General features: G+C 63.8%; 15 protein-coding genes and 3 pseudogenes. 8 read left to right on the top strand and 10 right to left on the bottom strand.

Annotated features, from left to right (window positions below; genetic code table 11):
• The first annotated feature begins 5 nt into the window (after positions 1–5).
• Positions 6–1475 carry an NADP-dependent succinate-semialdehyde dehydrogenase gene (gene gabD, locus GJG85_RS23860; protein ID WP_050017344.1) on the top strand — a complete coding sequence of 490 codons (1470 nt, stop codon included), beginning with the start codon at positions 6–8 and terminating at the stop codon, positions 1473–1475.
• A 115-nt stretch (positions 1476–1590) separates the two neighbouring features.
• Here gabD and GJG85_RS23865 read toward each other — a convergent pair whose 3' ends face one another.
• On the bottom strand, positions 1591–3135 hold the full coding sequence (locus GJG85_RS23865) for a PAS domain-containing methyl-accepting chemotaxis protein (protein WP_060733346.1): 1545 nt from the start codon (positions 3133–3135) through the stop codon (positions 1591–1593).
• Between the two features lie 411 nt (positions 3136–3546).
• Entirely contained in the window at positions 3547–5091 is a 1545-nt protein-coding gene (locus GJG85_RS23870; protein ID WP_204383907.1) for a PAS domain-containing methyl-accepting chemotaxis protein, read from the bottom strand.
• 311 nt (positions 5092–5402) lie between these two features.
• Between GJG85_RS23870 and GJG85_RS35065 the strand changes: the two are divergent.
• Both GJG85_RS35065 and GJG85_RS23875 read left to right on the top strand, forming a co-directional pair.
• A pseudogene (locus tag GJG85_RS35065) lies at positions 5403–5534 on the top strand (SAM-dependent methyltransferase); the annotation flags it as partial.
• A gap of 83 nt (positions 5535–5617) precedes the next feature.
• Positions 5618–6178, top strand: coding sequence for an N-acetyltransferase (locus GJG85_RS23875; protein ID WP_204383908.1), 561 nt, complete (start codon positions 5618–5620; stop codon positions 6176–6178).
• A 158-nt stretch (positions 6179–6336) separates the two neighbouring features.
• On the opposite strand, the gene pcaF is transcribed toward GJG85_RS23875, so the two are convergent.
• Positions 6337–7539, bottom strand: a complete 1203-nt coding sequence (pcaF, locus tag GJG85_RS23880; RefSeq protein WP_124555307.1) for a 3-oxoadipyl-CoA thiolase — start codon at positions 7537–7539, stop codon at positions 6337–6339.
• Between the two features lie 227 nt (positions 7540–7766).
• On the opposite strand from pcaF, the gene GJG85_RS23885 reads away from it, so the two are divergent.
• On the top strand, positions 7767–8552 hold the full coding sequence (locus GJG85_RS23885) for an IclR family transcriptional regulator (RefSeq protein ID WP_050012439.1): 786 nt from the start codon (positions 7767–7769) through the stop codon (positions 8550–8552).
• A 229-nt stretch (positions 8553–8781) separates the two neighbouring features.
• Here the strand turns inward: GJG85_RS23885 and GJG85_RS23890 are convergent, their stop codons facing one another.
• Both GJG85_RS23890 and GJG85_RS23895 read right to left on the bottom strand, forming a co-directional pair.
• Positions 8782–9897 carry a succinylglutamate desuccinylase/aspartoacylase family protein gene (locus GJG85_RS23890; RefSeq protein ID WP_050012110.1) on the bottom strand — a complete coding sequence of 372 codons (1116 nt, stop codon included), beginning with the start codon at positions 9895–9897 and terminating at the stop codon, positions 8782–8784.
• Positions 9898–9957: 60 nt separating this feature from the next.
• Positions 9958–10731, bottom strand: a complete 774-nt coding sequence (locus GJG85_RS23895) for a transporter substrate-binding domain-containing protein (protein WP_089489818.1) — start codon at positions 10729–10731, stop codon at positions 9958–9960.
• A 136-nt stretch (positions 10732–10867) separates the two neighbouring features.
• On the opposite strand from GJG85_RS23895, the gene GJG85_RS23900 reads away from it, so the two are divergent.
• Together GJG85_RS23900 and GJG85_RS23905 are read left to right on the top strand one after the other, a co-directional pair.
• Positions 10868–11788, top strand: a complete 921-nt coding sequence (locus GJG85_RS23900) for a LysR family transcriptional regulator (RefSeq protein ID WP_124555303.1) — start codon at positions 10868–10870, stop codon at positions 11786–11788.
• 384 nt (positions 11789–12172) lie between these two features.
• Positions 12173–13252 carry a lipid II-degrading bacteriocin gene (locus tag GJG85_RS23905; protein ID WP_204383910.1) on the top strand — a complete coding sequence of 360 codons (1080 nt, stop codon included), beginning with the start codon at positions 12173–12175 and terminating at the stop codon, positions 13250–13252.
• 724 nt (positions 13253–13976) lie between these two features.
• Here GJG85_RS23905 and GJG85_RS23910 read toward each other — a convergent pair.
• The 5 genes and pseudogenes from GJG85_RS23910 to GJG85_RS23930 form a co-directional block, all read right to left on the bottom strand.
• Positions 13977–15270, bottom strand: a pseudogene (locus GJG85_RS23910) (IS701 family transposase).
• 77 nt (positions 15271–15347) lie between these two features.
• A complete protein-coding gene (locus tag GJG85_RS23915; RefSeq protein WP_160300496.1) occupies positions 15348–15512 on the bottom strand; it encodes a hypothetical protein in 165 nt (54 codons plus the stop codon).
• Between the two features lie 47 nt (positions 15513–15559).
• A pseudogene (locus GJG85_RS23920) lies at positions 15560–16884 on the bottom strand (MFS transporter).
• Between the two features lie 56 nt (positions 16885–16940).
• A complete protein-coding gene (locus GJG85_RS23925; protein ID WP_050012115.1) occupies positions 16941–18134 on the bottom strand; it encodes a M20 aminoacylase family protein in 1194 nt (397 codons plus the stop codon).
• A gap of 935 nt (positions 18135–19069) precedes the next feature.
• Complete coding sequence (locus GJG85_RS23930; protein WP_089490009.1) at positions 19070–19957, bottom strand: LysR family transcriptional regulator; 888 nt, start codon at positions 19955–19957, stop codon at positions 19070–19072.
• Positions 19958–20100: 143 nt separating this feature from the next.
• On the opposite strand from GJG85_RS23930, the gene GJG85_RS23935 reads away from it, so the two are divergent.
• Positions 20101–20853: an SDR family oxidoreductase gene (locus GJG85_RS23935; RefSeq protein WP_089489821.1), complete on the top strand. Its 753-nt coding sequence runs from the start codon at positions 20101–20103 to the stop codon at positions 20851–20853.
• A 160-nt stretch (positions 20854–21013) separates the two neighbouring features.
• Positions 21014–21694: a glutathione S-transferase family protein gene (locus GJG85_RS23940; RefSeq protein WP_089489822.1), complete on the top strand. Its 681-nt coding sequence runs from the start codon at positions 21014–21016 to the stop codon at positions 21692–21694.
• Positions 21695–21841: the final 147 nt, after the last annotated feature.

Here is a 21841-nt window from a genome sequence, read left to right on the forward strand (position 1 = left end):
TTCATATGAGCACTGTTCAGGAAACCCTGGCACTGAAAGATCCGTCGCTGTTCCGCCAGCAGGCGTACATCAACGGCGAATGGCAAGGCGCAACGAACGGCGAGTCGTTCGAGGTCCGCAACCCGGCGACCGGCGGCCTGCTCGGCACCGTGCCGGCGATGGGCACGGCCGAGACGCGTCACGCGATCGAAGCCGCGAACGCCGCCTGGCCCGCGTGGCGCAAGAAGACCGCGAAGGAGCGCGCGACGATCCTGCGCAAGTGGCACGACCTGATGATGGAAAACGCCGACGACCTCGCGCTGATCCTGACGACCGAGCAAGGCAAGTCGCTCGCCGAAGCGAAGGGCGAGATCGGCTACGCGGCGTCGTTCCTCGAGTGGTTCGCGGAAGAAGGCAAGCGCGTGTACGGCGACACGATCCCGACGCCGGCGAGCGACAAGCGCATCGTCGTGACGAAGGAAGCGATCGGCGTGTGCGCGGCGATCACGCCGTGGAATTTCCCGGCGGCGATGATCACGCGCAAGGTCGGCCCGGCGCTCGCCGCAGGCTGCCCGATCGTCGTGAAGCCGGCCGAAGCGACGCCGTTCTCGGCGCTCGCGATGGCCGTGCTGGCCGAGCGCGCGGGCGTGCCGGCCGGCGTGTTCAGCGTCGTCACGGGCGACCCGAAGGCGATCGGCGGCGAACTGACGTCGAACCCGATCGTGCGCAAGCTGTCGTTCACCGGCTCGACGCCGGTCGGCCGCCTGCTGATGTCGCAATGCGCGGCGACGGTCAAGAAGGTGTCGCTGGAGCTCGGCGGCAACGCGCCGTTCATCGTGTTCGACGACGCCGATCTCGATGCGGCCGTGCAGGGCGCGATCGCGTCGAAGTACCGCAACAGCGGCCAGACGTGCGTGTGCACGAACCGCTTCTACGTGCACGAAGCCGTGTACGACCCGTTCGCGCAGAAGCTCGCGGCGGCCGTCGGCCAGCTGAAGGTCGGCCGCGGCACGGAGCCGGGCGTCACGCAGGGCCCGCTGATCAACGAAGCGGCCGTGCTGAAGGTCGAGGCGCACATCGAGGACGCGCTCGCGAAGGGTGCGACCGTCGTGACGGGCGGCAAGCGCCATGCGCTCGGCCACGGCTTCTTCGAGCCGACCGTGCTGACGGGCGTCACGCCGGCGATGAAGGTCGCGAAGGAAGAGACGTTCGGGCCGCTCGCGCCGCTGTTCAAGTTCGGCAGCGACGACGAGGTGATCCGCCTCGCGAACGACACCGAGTTCGGCTTGGCCGCGTACTTCTACAGCCGCGACATCGGCCGCGTGTGGAAGGTGGCCGAAGCGCTCGAATACGGGATGGTCGGCGTGAACACGGGCCTGATTTCGAACGAAGTCGCGCCGTTCGGCGGCGTCAAGCAGTCGGGCCTCGGCCGCGAAGGCTCGCACTACGGCATCGACGACTACGTCGTGATCAAGTACCTCTGCCTCGCCGTCTGACGGTTCGGGGCCTGCCGCCTCGGCGACAGGCCCTGGCCGCCCGGCCGGAACCGGGCGGCCCGACGCGGGCCGGTATCCCTCTCCGCCGTGCCCGCGTCACCTTCCCCTCCCGCGATCAGCGGAACACGTTCACCGCCTCGACCAACCGCGTCGCCTGCTGCTTCAGGCTTTCCGACGCCGCCGTGCTCTGCTCGACGAGCGCCGCGTTCTGCTGCGTGATGTTGTCCAGATGCACGACTGCCTGGTCGACCTGCGCGACGCCCGTGCTCTGCTCGGCCGTCGACGAGCTGATCTCCGCAATGAGGTCCGACACGCGCTTCACCTGCGTGACGATGTCCTCCATCGTCTTGCCCGCGCCATCGACGATCCGCGCGCCCGACTCGACCCGCTCGACGCTCGCGCCGATCAGCGTCTTGATCTCCTTCGCCGCGTTCGCGCTGCGCTGCGCGAGCGCGCGCACTTCGCCGGCCACCACCGCGAAGCCTCGCCCCTGATCGCCCGCGCGCGCCGCCTCGACGGCCGCGTTCAACGCGAGAATGTTGGTCTGGAACGCGATGCCGTCGATCACGCCGATGATGTCCGCGATCCTGCGCGAGCTGTCGGTGATCTCGCTCATCGTCGCGACGACCTCGCTCACCGCCTGCCCGCCGCGCTCGGCCGCGCCGCTCGCGGAAACGGACAGCTGATTCGCCTGCAGCGCCGTCTCCGCGTTGCTCGATACGGTCGCCGTCATCTCGGCCATCGACGCGGCCGTCTGCTGCACGCTCGACGCGGCCTGTTCGGTGCGCGCGCTCAGGTCGCTGTTGCCTTGCGCGATCTCGTTGCTCGCGCGCTGCACGTTCAACACCTGTTCGCTGACGTCGTCGACGAGCCAGCGGAACATCAACCCGAGCTGGTTGATCGTGCGCAGCGTCATGCCGATCTCGTCGACCCGGTTCATCCGCACGCCGCTGCGGCTCTCGCCGGTCGCCACGCGCAACGCCTCGTCGCGCAGTTGCCCCAGCGGCCGCACGATCTGCGCATCGAGCCACAGCCCGGCCGCCGCCGTCACGCCGACCGCCGCACCGGCAAACGCCGCGAACGCGCCGCCGGTCAACCCGGCCGCCCAGCCGGCGCCGACGACAGCCGGCGCGAGGACGCACAGCGTCGACACTAGCCGGGCCCGCACCGACATCGTCTGGAACAGCGACGCGACGCGCATCGCGCCCGTGCGCACGATCAATCCCTTGTGGAACCGGCGGCTGCCGGCCTTGCCTTCGCGGAAATCGCGATACAGCGCCTCGGCGGCCGCGATCTCGTCGCGTGTCGCCTTCGTGCGCACCGACATGTAGCCCTTCGGCTGCCCGTTGCGCATCACCGGAATCGCGTTCGCGCGCACCCAGTAGTGATCGCCGTTCTTGCGGCGGTTCTTCACGAGCGCGGTCCACGGCTCGCCGCCCTTGAGCGTCGCCCACATGTCGGCGAACGCTTCCTTCGGCATGTCCGGATGCCGTACCACGTTGTGCGGCTGGCCCTCGATCTCCTCGGGAGAAAAACCGCTGACCTGGATGAACGCCGCGTTCGCGTACGTGATGTGGCTGTCGACGTCGGTCGTCGACATCAGCGTCGCATCATCGGCAAATTCGAATTCGCGTTGCGTGACAGGCTGGTTGTTGCGCATGGTGTGGAGCTCCGGGTGACGGATCTTGCGTCCGTTCGTCGATTGATTCGAGACTCCACGCATGGCGATCGATTCGCCCGCGTGTGAGTCGACTCCTGCGCTTTCGGCAAATTCCGCCAAAACATGATGCCGTACTCGGGTAAATATGCATTAAAGATGCATGATCGTGTTTTTGCCGAATGATTTGTTTATGGATAAACCAGAATGCGTGGCCGGACAACGGCCTGACGGCCATTCGCCCGATCGTTCGACGTAATGCGTTCGGCCCGATTTAGCGCGTAACGATAAAGTCGTAAATACGAATATTTCGCGTTTGGCGTCATTCGATCGAATTCGCCAATCCGAACATGTATCGTGCGCGACATGCCGGATTCATTGATCGAATCCGCACGTCGCGCACGCTTGCAACCCTCACCTGAACACGTTCACCGCATCGACGAGCCGCGTCGCCTGCTGCTTCAGGCTTTCCGACGCCGCCGTGCTCTGCTCGACGAGCGCCGCGTTCTGCTGCGTGATGTTGTCCAGGTGGACGACTGCCTGGTCGACCTGCGCGACGCCGGTGCTCTGCTCGGCCGTCGACGAGCTGATCTCCGCGATCAGGTCCGACACGCGCTTCACCTGCGTGACGATGTCCTCCATCGTCTTGCCCGCGCCGTCGACGATCCGCGCACCCGACTCGACGCGCTCGACGCTCGCGCCGATCAGCGTCTTGATTTCCTTCGCCGCGTTCGCGCTGCGCTGCGCGAGCGCGCGCACTTCGCCGGCCACCACCGCGAAACCGCGCCCCTGTTCGCCGGCCCGCGCGGCCTCGACCGCCGCGTTCAGCGCGAGGATGTTGGTCTGGAACGCGATGCCGTCGATCACGCCGATGATGTCCGCGATCCTGCGCGAGCTGTCGGTGATCTCGCTCATCGTCGCGACGACCTCGCTCACCGCCTGCCCGCCGCGCTCGGCCGCGCCGCTCGCGGAAACGGACAGCTGATTCGCCTGCAGCGCCGTCTCCGCGTTGCTCGATACGGTCGCCGTCATCTCGGCCATCGACGCGGCCGTCTGCTGCACGCTCGACGCGGCCTGTTCGGTGCGCGCGCTCAGGTCGCTGTTGCCTTGCGCGATCTCGTTGCTCGCGCGCTGCACGTTGTGCACCTGCTCGCTGACGTCGTCGACGAGCCAGCGGAACATCAGCCCGAGCTGGTTGATCGTGCGCAGCGTCATGCCGATCTCGTCGACGCGGTTCATCCGTACGCCGCGCCGGCTCTCGCCGGTCGCGACGTTCAGCGCCTGCTCGTGCAGCCGCTTCAGCGGTTGCACGATCTGCGCGTCGAGCCACCAGCCTGCCGCGACCGCCACGCCGGCCGTCACGCCGGCAAACGCCGCGAGCCCGCCGCCGGTGAGCCCGCAGGCCCATCCCGCGCCGACGACGGCCGGCGCCAGCACGCACAGTGCCGCATGAACGCGCGCACGCACCGACATCGTCTGCGGCAGCGACGCGACTCGCAGCAGCCCGGTGCGGATCACGAGCCCCTTGTGGAACCGGCGCCGGCCGGCCTTGCCGTCGCGAAACGAGCGATACAGCGCGTCCGCGGCAGTACTCTCGTCGTGCGGCGCCTTCGTGCGCACCGACATATAGCCCTGCGGCGCGCCGTTGCGCATCACCGGAATCGCGTTCGCGCGCACCCAGTAGTGGTCGCCGTTCTTGCGGCGGTTCTTCACGAGCGCGGTCCACGGCTCGCCGCGCCGCAGCGTCGCCCACATGTCGGCGAACGCCTCCTTCGGCATGTCCGGGTGACGGACCACGTTGTGCGGCTGGCCGACGAGCTCCTCGGTCGAGAAGCCGCTCACTTGCGCGAACGTCGTGTTGGCGTAGGTGATGATGCTGTCGGCATCGGTCGTCGACATCAGCGTGACGTCGTCGGGAAAATCGAATTCCTGTTGGGTAACGGGCTGGTTGTTGCGCATGCAAGGCTCCGAAAGGCGGATCTGTCGTCCGCGCCGCGCTGAAATCGCGCTCAGTAGCCGAAAAACGGTTGTTCGCTTTACGACACTCTCGTCCTTACTGTCGGCAATTCACCGGCAAACCTTAATTTCGATGCGAATAAAACGGGCAATCCGGCCATTACCATGATTCAGATCAAATAATCCGCCGATAATCCCCGCGCACGTTTATCTGTCGGTCACGAAGCGCCGAACGACATTGGCAATGCCGGCCGCTGTTGCGTGCAGCGAAACGATTGGCCTATCCTGCTCCATTCCACTGGAATTCGAATTCGATGAAAAAGGCATTGCATGAGCTGAATCGGCTGTCCTGGAATACCGCGACGGCCGCGCATGAGCGCCATCAACGCGATCAGGCCGCGTTTTTCCGGAATGGCGACGCCACGCGGTTTCCGGGACAACGCGAACCGGACGGCTATCGGATGGCGCCGCCCGACCGCATGCCGCGCCTGCCGCCGACGGGTACGATCGCCGCGCACCGGAGGGCCGCATGACGCGCCGCACCGCCGCCGAACGCGACGCGCTGTCGGCCCGCCCGCTTGCGCGCGACGACGTACCGCTCGTATGGACCATCGACCGGCGCGAAATCATCGAACACCTGTACGTGCTGCGCGACGGCACGCTGCATCTCGTGCCCGAGTTCTACGACGTGGCCGGCTGGCCCGACGGCGAAGCCGATCACTACACGCCGATCCTGCTCGACTGCCACGACCGCGGCGGCTGGTTTCTCGGCAGGTTCGACGGCGCGCGGCTCGTCGCGGCGGCGGTCGTCGACAGCCGGCGGCTCGGCCCGCAACGCGACATGCTGCAGCTGAAGTTCCTGCACGTGAGCCACGACTGGCGCGGCTGCGGGCTCGGCGAACAGCTCTACCGCACGGCCCGCGCGCAGGCGCGTGCAATGGGCGCCGAGCGGCTGTACGTATCGGCCACGCCGTCGCAGCGCACGATCGACTTCTACCTGCGGCTCGGCTTCACGGTCAGCGCGTCGCCCGATCCCGAGCTTTACGCGCTCGAGCCCGACGACATTCATCTGGAAGGGCCGATGGCCTGACGGCTGGCGCGCGGATGGCGGCGCGCGCTTCAGGCAACTGTCGCGGGCCGGTGGTTAACGACGAAGGGCGGCGCGAGATGTCTCGTGCCGCCCTTCGTAGGGGAAACAGCGCAGCAGCAAAGCGGCGCGTATCCGGCCGCTTCACCGCATCACGCCGCTCACACGCGTTCGATCGCGATCGCGATGCCCTGGCCGACGCCGATGCACATCGTGCACAGCGCAAAGCGGCCGTTCGTACGATGCAACTGGTACATCGCGGTCGTCACGAGGCGCGCACCCGATGCGCCGAGCGGGTGGCCGAGCGCGATCGCGCCGCCGTTCGGGTTCACGCGCGGATCGTCGTCGGCGACGCCGAGCATGCGCAGCACCGCAAGACCTTGCGACGCAAATGCCTCGTTCAGCTCGATCACGTCGAACTGGTCGATCGTCATCCCGAGTCGGGCGAGCAGCTTCTGCGTGGCCGGCGCGGGGCCGATACCCATCACGCGCGGCGCGACGCCGGCCGTCGCGATCCCCAGCACGCGGGCGCGCGGCGTCAGGCCGAAGCGCTTCGCGGTTGCCTCGTTCGCGAGCAGCAACGCGGCGGCGCCGTCGTTCACGCCCGACGCGTTGCCGGCCGTGACCGAGCCGTCCGGGCGCACGACGCCCTTCAGCTTCGCGAGCGTCTCGAGCGACGTTTCGCGCGGATGCTCGTCGCGCGACACGACCAGCGGATCGCCCTTCTTCTGCGCAATCGTGACCGACACGATTTCTTCGGCGAGCGTGCCGTCCTGCTGCGCGCGTGCGGCCTTCTGCTGGCTGCGCAGCGCGAACAGGTCCTGATCCGCGCGGCTGACGTTGTAGTCGACCGCGACGTTCTCGGCGGTCTCCGGCATCGAATCGACGCCATGCAGCTGTTTCATCAGCGGATTGACGAAGCGCCAGCCGATCGTCGTGTCGTAGATGTCGGCCTGGCGCGCGAACGCGCTCGCGGCCTTGCCCATCACGAACGGCGCGCGCGTCATGCTCTCGACGCCGCCCGCGACCATCAGCGCGGCTTCGCCCGACTTGATCGCGCGCGCGGCCACGCCGACCGCATCCATCCCCGACCCGCACAGGCGATTGATCGTCGAACCCGGCACGCCTTCCGGCAAGCCCGCGAGCAGCGCCGACATGCGCGCGACGTTGCGATTGTCCTCGCCGGCCTGGTTCGCGCAGCCGTAGATCACGTCGTCGATCGCCGTCCAGTCGACGTCGCGGTTGCGCTCGACGAGCGCCTTGAGCGGCACCGCGCCCAGATCGTCGGCGCGCACGCCGGACAGTGCACCGCCGTAACGCCCGATCGGCGTACGGATCGCATCACACAGAAAAGCTTCGGTCATCAGTGTCTCCGGTCCCACGGAAGGCTGGGAAATGAACAGGGCGCGCCCCTTGCATTGCCCGCCGGGATGCGCTTAAATGTTCTATATACGAACATAAGATCGTGTATCGAACGTTCAACGCATCATAGGGAGTGCGGGGACGACCTGTCAAGCGCGCGGTCCGCCGGGCGGTTGGCGTGTCAGGCCCCATGCGCTATCTTCTCGGCTGCACGACAAACCAACCGTTCATGACAACCGAAGACATCCAGAAACCCGGCGACTCCTATGTGCAGTCGTTCGCGCGCGGCCTCGCGGTGATCCGCGCGTTCGACGCGACGCGCCCGGAGCAGACGCTCACCGAGGTCGCGTCGGCCACCGGCCTCACGCGCGCGGGCGCACGCCGGATCCTGCTCACGCTGCAGACGCTCGGCTACGTCGAGGCCGACGGCCGGCTGTTCCGGCTCACGCCGAAGATCCTCGAGCTCGGCTTCGCGTATCTCACGTCGATGCCGTTCTGGAATCTCGCCGATCCGGTAATGGAGCAGTTGTCCGCGCAGATCCACGAAAGCTGCTCGGCCGCGGTGCTCGATCGCACCGAGATCGTCTACGTGCTGCGCGTGCCGACCCGCAAGATCATGACGATCAACCTGTCGATCGGCAGCCGGCTGCCCGCGTACTGCACGTCGATGGGCCGCGTGCTGCTGTCCGCGCTCGACGACGCGGCGCTCGACGAAACGCTCGCGCAGAGCGGCATCCGCGCGCACACGCCGCGCACGATCACCGACCTCGGCGAGCTGAAGGCGGCGATCGCTCAGGCGCGCCAGCAGGGCTGGGCCGTGGTCGACCAGGAACTCGAAGTGGGGCTGATGTCGCTGTCCGCGCCGATCCGCAACCGGCGCGGGCAGATCATCGCCGCGATGAACATCAGCGGCAACGCGCAGCGGCATACCGCGAAGCAGATGGTGAAGGAGTTTCTCGGGCCGCTGCAGCAGGCCGCGCAGACGGTGTCGGAACTGGTCGCGCGGCGCGGGTGAGCGGTTACTTCGCTCGCGGGACCGGCACGACGGTCATTCGCGGATCGCGCGGATAAAAAGACGGGCGGCATGGGCCGCCCGCTCAACTCTCTGACTCTGCTTGCAACGTCCTTCTCACGGAACACGGAGCGCGCTCCGCATCAATCAATTTAGGGATGCGGCCACGCCCGGTCAATTTGACGAGAACGAAATTGCGGGGCACCACTCGGACACGCGCCCGTCCCGCCGCTCACGCGCCCAGCAGCATCCCCTTGCGCACCGGCACCGTGCCCGTCACGCGGCCGAGCGGCGCGCCGGCCGTCACGAAGCGGATCGCGCGGCGCATGTAGAACACGCCGTCGGTCGCGCTCGAGATCGTCGTGACCGCATCCGTCAGCGGATCGACGATGTCGAACAGCGGATCGCCCGCACGGATCGTCGCGCCGATCGCCGCACGGTGCACGAGAATCCCGCTCACCGGCGCGTAGAACTGCTCGCTGCCCGCGAGCGGCGTGGCCGGCGCGGCCAGCGGCGGCAGCGGCGCGGGTTCGCCGCGCACCGCGCCGCGCCACACCAGATAGTCGACGAGCGCGTCGGCGTCGCGTTGCGCATATTCGTACGTCACGTCGCGCTGGCCGCGGCACTCGACCGTCACGGCCACCGTGCCGGCCGCCATCGGCGTACCGGCCGGCAAAAGCGCACTCAACCGCGACCACAGCAGGTGATGCGCATCGTCGAACGCGTGCCCGCCCGAGTCCTCGGCGAGCAGCGACACCTGTGCACCGAGATAACGCGCGAGCGGCTCGACGTCCGGCCACGCGCTATCGCTCGTGTACACGTGCATCACCGCTTCAAGCGAGCAATGCAGGTCGATCACGACGTCGGCGTCGTGCGACAGCTTCAGCAGCGCAAGCTGCAGCGCATCGAATTCGGTGCGCGGCGCGATTTCCGCGAGCGCCGCCCCGACGCATTCGCGCACGATCGCGCGATTGTGCGCGCCGTCGTCGCCGAGCCGGTCACGCGCGCTCGCGGCGATCTCCGCGAGCGGCAGGAAGCCGCGATTGAAGTTGCGGCCGCTCGCGAGGTCGAAACGGCCGATGAACTGCCCGAGCAGATGATGATTGAGGCCGATCGGGTTCGATACCGGCACGAGCACGATTTCGGCCGCGAGCCGGCCTTCGGCGTCGAGCTGCGCGAGGCGCTGCTTGAGCACGAACGCCGCGAGCATCGCGGGCGTCTCGTCCGCGTGCAGCGCGGCCTGCAGATAGATCTTGCGGCCGCTGTCGGCCGGCCCGAAATGAAAGCTCGTCAGCGTGCGCTGCGTGCCGATCGACGGCGACAGGAGCGGCGTAGTGCGAATCTGCATCGATGGTCTCGAACGAAATGAAAACGAAGAAGCGGGTGAAACGTCGAGGTCGCCCGGCGTTCAGTCGCCGTACGGGTTGAAATCGAAATACTGCTTCGCGATCCGCTCGTACGTACCGTCCTTCAGCATCGACGCGATCGCGCCGTCGATCGACGCCTTCAGCGCGGTATCCGACTGCCGCATGCCGATGCCGACGCCGCGATCGCCCATGTCGAGCGGCGCGCCGACGAACGCGAAACCCTTGCCGCGCGGCTGGCGCAGGAACCCGTAATCGGCTTCCACGGTGCCGAGCAGCGCCGCGTCGAGGCGGCCGTTGACGAGATCGGCGAACACGTCGTCCTGGCTCTTGTACGGCACCACGCCGACGCCGGCCGGCGCCCAGTGCGCGAGCGCCCACGATTCGAACTGCGTGCCCGACTGCACGCCGACGCGCTTGCCGGCCAGCGACGCCGCCGTGCCGTCGAGCCCGCTGCCGGGCCGCGCGACGAGCCGCGACTTGAAACGGAACAGCTTCGACGAGAACAGGATCTGCTTCTCGCGCTTCGCGGTGATCGCCATCGACGACAGGATCGCGTCGATCTTGCGCGCCTGCAGCGCGGGAATCATCCCGGAGAATTCGAGCTCGACCCACTGGCAGCGCAACTGCGCGCGGCGGCAGATTTCGTTGCCGAGATCGACGTCGAAGCCCTTCAGGCTGCCGTCGGGCGCTTTCGCATCCATCGGCGGATAGGTCGGGTCGATGCCGAGCCGCACCACGTGCGCGTCGAGCGCGTACGCGGACGTGGCGGCCAGGCCAAGGCACAGGGAAACGAGCGGGACGAGGAAACGTTTCATGGTCGACGATGGGCAGGAAGCGAGGCAAACGGCATGAGCCGGACTGCCTGCGATCGTAGAAGCGCGGGGCCCACGCCGGAACCATCGGCTGACTTATCATGATCGGTATTTCCGATCACCGGCTTCGCTGCTTCCCATGGCGTTCACGCTGTCCCAGCTCCGCATCTTCCAGGCCGTCGTCGAGCACGGCAGCCTGCGCGCGGCCGCCCGCGCGCTCGACCTCGCGCAAAGCGGCGTCACGCAGCAACTGCAGGGCCTCGAGGCGACGCTCGGCGCGACGCTGTTCACGCGGACCAATCGCGGAATCGTGCCGACGGCGGTCGGCCGGCGGCTGCTCGCGCGCTCCGGTTCGATCCTCGGCGAATGCGAGCAGGTCGAGCGGGAAATCCGTCAGTTGAGCGGCGCCTACGAAGGCACCGTCACGCTCGGCCTCGTGACCGAGCCGCTGATCGACGCGTTCGCGCCCGTGCTGACCGCGTTCCGCGCGCGCTTCGACAAGGTGGACGTGCACCTGCGCACCGGCACGTCGCGGATGATGATCGGCTGGCTGCGCGAAAGCGCGGTCGATTTCGCGATCGCGCTGGTCGCGAAGCAGACCGACACGACCGATCTCGCGGTCACGCCGCTGCGCACGTCGGCGCCGGTGGTCGTGTGCCGCAACGGGCACCCGGCGATGCACGCGCAATCGCTCGCCGAGCTGGCCGACTATGGATGGGTGTCGACGCGCTCGCCGAACCTGAGCGCCGATCCGGTCGTCAACCGGCTGCTCGCGTACTTCGACGCGCACGGCCAGCCGCCGCCGAGGATTCTCGCGACCGTCGAAGGGATGTTCGAGACGCTGCAGATCGTCACGCAGACCGATTCCCTCGCGCTCGAAACCGAGGCGATCACGCGGCACGGGCCGTTCGCCGGCGCGCTTGCGAAAGTACCCGTATGCGAACGGGCCGACGCGCAGGACGTCTGCCTGCTGCAACGCGCGGCCGTGCCGCTGACGCCGGCCGCGCAGGAACTTGCGACGATGCTCGCGTCGTATCTGAGGGTGGTGCGCGGGCGGTAAGCACACGGGGTCACTGCGCCGCGCGCGCTGCTTGCGATCCATGGCGTATGGCAAGCCGAGGGTAACGTGCGGCATCTGATCGCGCGCAAGCTCGTCGACCGGGACCGGCTGCTCGGGGCACTGCCGCCGACGTCATGGGAGTTTTGTTGACGACATCGTACGAGTTCGATTGGACGCCTATCTCACTCTGGTTGCAACATCATACGAATTGGTTAGATACTAGTAATGTTGATGAAGTCACATTGAAAGAATGGCCGAGTGGCAACAATCTCAGTCACGCGTGTCATGCCTGCTGCAACTCCGAGGGCAAAGCGTTTTGACTTCGTCAACTCTAAAATCGATGTAACTTTTTCACAGAAAACCAAACGCTACTGGGACCATTAGATGAAAAGACGAAACTTTCTTGGCGCCTCCACTGCTTTTTTAGTAAGCAATCCTGTTCGATCACTCGCGCAAGGACACGGTCCAGCCGACGATCTTTTGCCACCAATCAGCGTTACGGCACCCACCGAACTTGCACTCCCCATAGCAACACCCAATGGCCCCGCTGGAGGTTATCATTGGGCAATAAATGGAGATAATATTCGCGGTGGCATATTTCAAATTGGCAAATTCAGATTAGTCAATGGGAAAAAGATTCTCGAAGCTGCCGCCGCCGGACGTTCCCGGTACGTGCTTTCTGAATTTGGGTATGGGATGGAACTTGCAAGCAAGCAAGTTGTGCAAGCGCAAATTTCAACCTATGCCCTTTTCACTTCGTGGATTGCAGACATGGGCTGGCAAGGCATCACTGGCGCGACCCAGTATGGCCTCTCCGATACGACGTTTAGTGGTCTCACAACAGCATTCGGGTTGTTCAGCGACTATTATTTCAGTCACCTCCCAGCTCCACCCATTGAGAGCTTCAAATTCTACGCCACTCCATTCTTCACCCTTTCAGCTTACTATAACTGGATCAGAGGAAACGGAGACCCGAAATCGGTCGACCTAAAATCTTTGAAACTCGGAATCGGTGTTCAGCAGATCTCCCCAATAAGAGACATTATTGTCAACGATGCCATGGGCCCAGGAACCTATCGGATCGACGCCCAGTTCAGCACGAATTTATTGAGCAACCAAGAATTAATTGTCGGATCGGCACTCGGACGAGTGAGCGGCCACATCCAGGGTGAGCTATTTTTAGGAAGTGATGATAGTTTCTATTTCAGAGGCGAATACACACTCAACCCAGACAAATTCGACTTTGATGCATCGCGGTCTCGTCCGTCGATACAAGAGGCCTTGACTACTTTCGTCCGTAAGATTGGAGAATTTACTGATCACAAAGATTTCATGATCTATTTTACTGGATCGCAGCCACTCAACGTCAATGGAACCAGAGCCAGCATCAAAGCAACGAATCCAGACGGAACGCCAGCGGCGATCCATACGGCAAGGCCTGGTGGTTTCGGGCGCAGACCATGAGTCAATTTTGCTGATCCGTGAACCGGCATGAGGAAAGCTCAAAAGCTTTCCTCACATCGACAAACTGGATTTTTTGATTGCGGAGAGAATTTTGATTAAAAAAATACTCAAATACACGATAGCCGCCGGCGGCGCATTACTAGCCTGCGCATTAGTTTTATTTGCAATTTTAGCTTACGTAAGGAATTGGGACGGCGGCGATGGTACGTGCCCCAAAATGACTCGCCACGAAATAACGGAATTCGTTGAAAAATACGCCAAACAGAATGGCTTATCTCAAGTAATTTTTGACGAGAATTTCGAATACGTCACTGATCTCCACCAATGGAAGGTTCCGTATCGATCCGATGGCCATCGATATATCGCAAAGATGACGTGCCTTGGAATCGTTCTTGACAATGTGGGCCCGTATAATTGACCCCTGATTTCACTCCTGATAGCGGGTTAGTAGCGGCAAAACGATAGGCCCGCTCGGACAAGCATGGTTCGCGGACTCGAGAAAGTGGAACAACTGCTGCCGCTACCAATGGCAACCTACAACCTGACGCTATTGAGATCGCTGGCCGCATTGCCCCGCACCTCGCGCTCGATCGACTGTCGCCAGCCGACCGGCATCTAATCTTACTGTGTCAATAAATCAGCATTGGATGCTGAACAAAACGGACATCGCTCAAGCCGGCGCGCGATGTATGCAGCGATACGCCAGCGCAGCGTGGTGATGGAATCAGCCACGTGGCGCTGTGCGCGCTGGGGACCCGCGTGGCACGTAATCCGAGGGTAAGGCAAACGGGTCGCCGATCGCGGAGTTTTTTTTACTGTCGCCTTGAATGAGGCGTTGAGCAACAAGAAATCCATAGGCAGCAATACACAACGATGCATGGTGATGGAAGCCACGCCAGCCACGTCCTTCGAAGTGTCCCAGGCCAAACTCCCGCTTGAGATCCTGATAGTCCCGCTCGATACGCCAGCGCATCTTGGCGACATGAACCAGTCGTTCGAGCGTCGTGTCTGGGGCAAAGTCGAAAGCCAGTACTTGAGTGGCTCCGCATCATCTTCGGGCCATTCGATCAACAGCCATTCCTCATCGCGCAGTGTGGAGCGCCAGTAATCTCGGTGTGAAGCACGCACGCGCACGGCAGCAAAGCGCGAACTGAGCGCGGCGCACGTGCCTTCGCGCCATATAACGTTACGATAGCACGAGGCATCGAGCGTAGAGGCCAGATCCTTGACTCCGGTCGGCTCATGTCCCGGTGCGCGCCGTAACAAGCTGCGTGGCCGACCCGACTTCCCCGTGGAGGGCTCGGGAGGGAGAGGAGCCGTGCCCGGCGCCCATACGCGCGTGTTCGAGCGAATGCCCACCGTATATTGCAGCCCGAGCTCGCTGACGGCCTCGCGAAACGAGGTGTCGTCTCCATAGCCCGCATCGGCCAACACGATACCGTCGGGCGCACCGCTTTGCCGTGCTTCGTGCAACTGCCCGGTCGCAATCCCTGGTTTGGTTGCAAACTCGATTTCCTCGGGCACGCCGGCTTTCTGTCGTCGCACGGGATCGTCGCTCCATTCACGCGGCAGATACAGTCGATACGACACGGGTAGGCTCGCGCCTTCCGTCGCCACCGACAGGCTCACCGCGACCTGGCAGTTGTCCTGCTTGCCCAGTTGACCGCAGTATTGCCGTGCCACGCCGACCGAATGCTTAACCTTCTTGGGAAATCCCGTGTCGTCAATGATCCAGTACAACCCGCCAGCCGGGTCCATGTGCGGCAGCACCCAGCGCCGCACCTGCTCGAGCAGCGCCGTATCGGACCATTCCGACTTCGCCACGAAATGATGCAGTGACTGGTGCCGCGCGCTCACATGCTCCGGTTCCAGATGTGCCGCCAGCGGCTCGACGCTCTTGCGCCGAATTGGCAGCATCAGCCCTTGGCAATGCCCTTCAATCCTGATTCACGATCGTTATGCCCAAGCGCTTCACACAAATGTTCCAGATACGCATCGAATGATCTTTCCCAGTCCATCATTCCTCACGTCATGGATGAAGAAGTTCCTATAATGGCATGAATTTATTGACACAGTAAGATTAGGGCCGATAGTGTTACTGCCCACCGTCGATCTTTTGAGTGACCACATAAACGTCCACACCGCTCATCGAGCATTCGCTGGACGACGCTTCGCTACTCGTGATGCCCTGGAACGTCGCGCCCGACTTATCGACGAACGTGATGTCGTAGATCTGGCGATACAGATCCTTGCCGGTCATGCCGACCAGTCTGCCCGGTCACGTCAGGCTGCCGCCCGCCTCGCGCGTCAGTCCAGCGATTCCCGCGCCGTCTCGCGCAGCATCGCGACCGCGATCAGCGACAGCACCACGCATGCGGCCACGTAGCCGGCCGGCGCGAGCTTGCTGCCGGTCGTCTTCACGAGCCAGGTCGCGATCAACTGCGCGGTGCCGCCGAAGATCGTCACCGCGAGCGCATACGCGATCGAGATGCCCGTCGCGCGCACGTGGCGCGGCAGCGACTCGCACATCAACGCCATTTCCGATGCCGAGCCGAGCGAATAGAACAGCAGCATCAGCGCGGTCAGCGGCAGGATCACCGACAGCGTCGGATGATGGTTCATCAGCCAGAACGCCGGGAACAGCAGCGCGACCAGCACGCCGCGGCCGACGAAGATCGGCAGGCGGCGGCTGCCGAGTTTGTCCGACAGCCAGCCGAACAGCGGGCACGTGACCAGCATCACGCAGCCCGACGCGACGCCGACGAACATCGACAGCTTCATCGGCAGGCCGAGCGTATGGATCGCGTAGGTCGGCATGTAGAACGTCAGGATGTAGGTCGACACCGTGCCGCCCATCACCGTGAGCATCAGCAGCACCACCGTGCGCGTGTGCTTCGAGAACAGCTCGTGCAGCACGCCGCGCTCGATCCCGTGATGGCGGTCGCCGGGCGCGTCGTCCGCGAGCCGGCGACGCAGAACCATTCCGACCGGCGCGATCAGCACGCCGACGAGGAACGGCAGCCGCCAGCCCCAGCCTTCGAGCGCGTCCTTCGTCATCGTGTTCGACAGCAGCGCCGCGAAGCCCGAGCCCATCAGCGCGGCGCCGCCCTGCGTCGCGAGCTGCCAGCTCGCGCGGAATCCGCGGCGCGACGTGCCGCCCTGTTCGAGCAGCGTCGACGTCGCCGCGCCGAATTCGCCGCCCTGCGAGAAGCCCTGCAGCAACCGCGCGAACACGACGAGCAACGGCGCGGCCACGCCGACCTGCGCATAGGTCGGCGCGATCGCGATCAGGCCGGTGCCGAGCGCCATCAGCATGATCGTCAGGTTCAGCGCGGCCTTGCGCCCCTTGCGGTCCGCGTACACGCCGAGCACGACGCTGCCGAGCGGCCGCGTGAAGAAGCCCCGGCGGCGAACGTCGCGACCGACAGCAGCAGCGACGTGGTCGGGTCGCTCGACGGGAAGAACAGCTTGCCGATCAGCACCGCGAAGAAGCCGTACACGGTGAAATCGAAGAATTCCAGCCAGTTGCCGATCACGGCCGCTGCGATCGCGCCGCGCCGCGTGACGGCAGGCGTGTCGGCTTCGGCCACGCCCGCCGACGCCGGGTGCAGCGCGAGATGGTCTTTCTGCATCGCTATCCTCTCCTGTCAATGCGGCCGGAAGCGCCGACCGCGCGCCGCCGCCGCGATCACTGCCCGAGGTAACGCTCGACGAGGCGCGTCCAGAACGCCGCGCCGATCGGCAGGTTGCGATCGTTGAAGTCGTATTTCGGGTTGTGCACCATGCAGCCGTCCTCGCCTTCGCCGTTGCCGAGCCGCACGAACGAGCCCGGCCGCTGCTGCAGCATGAACGCGAAATCCTCGCTGCCCATCAGCAGGTCGGTCTGCTCGACCACGTGCGCATCGCCGACGAGTTCGCGCGCGACCTGCGCGGCGAAATCCGTTTCGGCATCCGTATTGACGACGACCGGATAACCTTCGATGTACTCGACGTTCGCGCTCGCGCCGTAGCTCGCGGCCTGCGTTTGCGCCAGCTCGGTGATGCGGCGCTTGAGCAGCGCGCGGACTTCGGGGCTGAACGAACGCACGCTGAGTTCGAGGCGCGCGCCGTTCGGGATCACGTTGTTCGCGGTGCCGGCGTGCATCGAGCCGACCGTGACGACCGCCGGCTGCGACGGGTCGACGTTGCGCGCGACGATCGTCTGCAGCGCCATCACGATGCTCGCGGCGACGACGACCGGATCGACCGTCAGGTGCGGCCGCGCCGCGTGGCCGCCGACGCCTTCGATCGTGATGATCGCCTTGTCGCCCGCCGACATGAACGGGCCGCGCCGCGTGAGGAACACGCCGGGCGCCGCGCCCGGATGGTTGTGCATGCCGAACACCGCATCGCACGGGAAGCGCTCGAACAGGCCGTCGTCGATCATCTTCTTCGCGCCGCTGTCGACGCCGTGCTCTTCCGCCGGCTGGAAATACAGGTGCACGGTGCCCGAAAAGTGACGCGTTTTCGCGAGATGCTGTGCGGCGCCGAGCAGCATCGTCGTGTGGCCGTCGTGGCCGCACGCGTGCATCTTGCCGTGCGTGCCGCTCGCATACGGCAGGCCGGTCGCCTCGACGATCGGCAACGCATCCATGTCGGCGCGAATGCCGATGCTGCGCGTGCCGTCGCCCACCCGCAGCGTGCCGACCACACCCGTCTTGCCGACCCCGCGCGTCACCTGCCAGCCCCATTGCTCGAGCTTGTCGGCGACGAGCGCGGCCGTGTCGTGCTCTTCGTACGCGAGTTCGGGGTGGTGATGGATGTGGTGACGGATCTCGCGTAGCCCGCCGGCGGCGGGCATCAGATCCTCGACTTCGGTGAAGCGGGTATCGGTGGTGGTCATCAAGGGGCTCCTGCGTTTGTCTGCGCACGCCGGTGGCGCGTGCGGGAAAGCGAGCCACTATAGCCAGCCGATATCGGTTCAATAAGATGCGGAATTTTTCACCGTGATAAGGGTTTTTAATCAGGGTTAATACGGACGGATCGGACCCGCAGTGTAGCCTTCGATTAGATGCGGATACGACTTTCGATTAGATCTGGATACGGGAGCCTGAAGCATCGCTGGAACGCCCATGGCACAAGGCGTATCCGTATCTATTCGAAAGCGGCTTCTGGAGGTCCTTTCGGAAAGCCCGCACATTGCCGCGCACACGTCAATGGCCAATTCCAGAGCGCCCAACCGAAAGTATTTCGCAAACCAACCAAGCTCCTCAAGGCCATGCCCTGGCGTCATTCTTCGCCGATCCAATGGCCTACAACTTCGGGAAGCGCTCGCCGTTCATGGACCGTATGGCCTACAAATGTGGTGCGGCAAAACCAGCTGTGGCCATCGCCGCTCGCACCCTGTCGCAGGCGAATTAAGGCACGGCGGTGCTGCGGCCACGAACGTATACCGCTCAAGTGCAGTGGCTCACGGTCCATCGATTCATTCGAGCCCGACCTTCGCGCGGTAACACATCGACGAGATCCGCATCGAGGTGCGCCGGGGCGATCAGTCGATCACGGTCAGTTGGCCCGTGTCCGAAGCCGCACAGTGTGCCGCCTGGCTGCGCGAGTGGACGTCCAAACCTACATAGAGAAGCGTGCTATCGTGTTCCATTGCGGGCCTCCGTGCCGGAAATTGCCGGGTGTGGCCCTGTCCACACCGTGTCGCTCTGGCAGAAATGCTAACCCACGTTTGATTCCTCACGAGAGGTCAGCCCCTGCCACGCGGAGTCATACTGCCTAACACCCTATCGAAAAAATTAACAGACCTAATCCGTAATTTCGCAACAGCTTCTAAGGCTTCGGAAATGCGATTTTGTTGAAAGCCGGAATCCCTGAAAATACGTCGGAAATGAATTCAGTAAAAACCATGGCCCGTGTTGGAAGCAACCTGTTTGCAACATAGACAATCTGAACAGGGACGGCCGGAGCAAAGTGCCCGGTCAGAATTAACTGCAAACGACCGCTTTTTAACCCTTCCTCGAACAGCCATTCCGGCCCATGCCCGACCCCTAACCCCGCGGTGACCGCTGCGCGAACGGCCTCGGGTGAGTTAACCCTCAGCCGGCCAGAGACCGGAATATCGCCGTCACGAAAGCGCCATGTCGCACCGGACGACAGCAAAGTGTAGACCACGCAATCATGTTCGCGCAGGTCATCAGGTGTGTCCGGAACTCCGCGTTTCGCCAGATAGTCCTTGCTGGCCACGACCACACGCTCGTACATTCCTATGCGCCTGGCGCGTAGCGCACTGTCCTCCAGATGCCCGATGCGAATCGCGAGCTCGACTCCCTCGTCTACCAGGTTCACGTAGCGATCGCTGATCTGAAGATCCAGCGTCAATCTGGGATACCGCTCCAGAAAACCCGGGACCTGAGGCAACACATATGCATGCGCTAGCGCCGTGGGACAGGCCACGCGCAAGAGTCCCGATGGATCGACACTGTTCCTGAAAGACGATTCAGATTCGTCCACCGCGTCAAGAATCCGGCGGATATCTGCGTAGTAGCGTTCACCCTCGGGCGTCAGGGCAAGCTTTCGTGTGGATCGGTGCAGCAGCCGCGTTTGGAGATGGTCCTCCAGCGCGGCTACATAGCGGCTGACGTTGGGCTGGCCCAATCCCAAATCTCGCCCTGCAGCAGAAAAACTCCCCGTCTCGACTGCCCGTGCGAAGCACGTCATCAAGAGAAATCGGTTCACGCGGCCCCCAATTCATGCAATGGAAGCATGAAATATATTCAAAGCAGACATCTTATCGCCACACCAGCATAGGTGCACATTTCTCCCTGTCGACCACGGTTGGTTGTCACTTATAGGAGAAGTCAATGTCGCGCTTGCAAGGTAAACGCACCCTTATCACCGGCGGCACCAGCGGCATCGGTCTGGAAACCGCGAAGCAGTTTTTGGCCGAGGGCGCCCGCGTCGTCGTCACGGGAGTCAATCCCGATTCGATCGCCAAGGCGCAAGCCGAACTTGGATCCGAGGTTCCGGTTCTACGGGCCGACTCGGCCAGTGTCGCTGCCCAAAAGGAACTGGCACAAGCCATCAAGGACCACTATGGTCAACTAGACGTTGCCTTTCTCAATGCTGGTGTATCCGTCTGGTTGCCGATTGAGGAATGGACGGAAGAGATGTTCGATCGCTCGTTCGATGTCAATGTCAAGGGGCCGTACTTCTTGCTCCAGGCGTTGCTTCCGGTGTTCGCTCGCCCGGCGTCGGTCGTGCTCAACACGTCCGTCAGTGCGCATGTTGGCGCAGAGCGCTCCTCCGTTTATGCGGCCACCAAGGCTGCGGTGCTGAATATGTCGAAGACGCTTTCGGCGGAACTGCTTGGACGCGGCGTCCGCGTCAATGCGGTCAGCCCCGGCCCGGTCGACACGCCGCTGTACGACAAGCTCGGCATCCCCGACGCCTACCGCGAACAAGTCAACAGGGATATTGCCGCCACCATCCCACTCGGCCGCTTCGGTACTCCGGAGGAGGTGGCCAAAGCCGTGCTGTACCTGGCCTCCGACGAGTCCCGTTGGACGGTCGGATCGGAAATCGTCGTGGATGGCGGTCGCATGCTCAACCGCTGATCGAGCAACGCCGGAGCCCGGGGAAAGCGTCTTCTGTTCGCGCACGAGTGGCAGGCGCTGCGTTCGGCATCACGCTTTCCCCTCCCGCGAAGCAAAAAGAGCAGAGACACGGAAAACATCCTGGTGCACTGCCGCTGCATACAGACCATTCGAGCCTTACATGACAATGCCCTCGCTTACTCTGATCAGTCACCCTCTGTGCCCGTTCGTCCAGCGGGCCGCCATCGTTTTGCTTGAAAAGCAAGTTGCGTTCGAGCGTATCAACGTGGATCTCAACGCCAAGCCGGCTTGGTTTTTGGCACTGTCACCGACTGCCAAGGTCCCTTTGCTCCAAATCCAGCAGCCCGACGGCGAAGAAGAGATCTTGTTTGAAAGTATGGCGATTTGCGAATATCTGGACGAAACGCAACCCGGCCCACATCTCTACCCGGCCAATCCATTGGCACGCGCCAAGCATCGAGCCTGGATTGAATTTGGCTCAGCGACCCTGGGCGAGGCGTGGGGGTACTTGAACGCCAAGGACCATGCCAGCGCCGAAGTAAAAGCCACGTCGTTCAAAGAACGGCTGGTCCAACTCGAAAACGTCCCAGGCCTCGGTCCGTACTTCGACGGTGAGACCTTTGGCATGGTAGACGCGGTCTTTGCCCCCATCTTTCGCTACTTCGACACTTTAGAGATAGATGGTGTCGCGTCAATTTTCGCGGACGTTCCCAAAATCAACGCCTGGCGTAGAAATCTCCGAGGAAGAGCTAGTGTGATCGGCGCCGTTTCTGTAGATTATCAGGCCCTTTTTCTAGCGCACTTGCGACGGCAAAAGGCCGTGCTGGCCGAGAAAATGTAGGACGCGTCCTCATCGCCTCACGTGCTCTATTGGAACGCGCTCCTCCGTTACAAATCCATCCCGAGACCTTATAGCCGCAGCCGGAAGGTAACAAAGGTTCTTCTCGGGAACCACGGCTAAAAGATGCCACCGCCTCGCGTGCTCGGA

The organism is Burkholderia sp. MS389, assembly GCF_016899425.1.
GTDB classification, from domain to species: domain Bacteria; phylum Pseudomonadota; class Gammaproteobacteria; order Burkholderiales; family Burkholderiaceae; genus Burkholderia; species Burkholderia sola.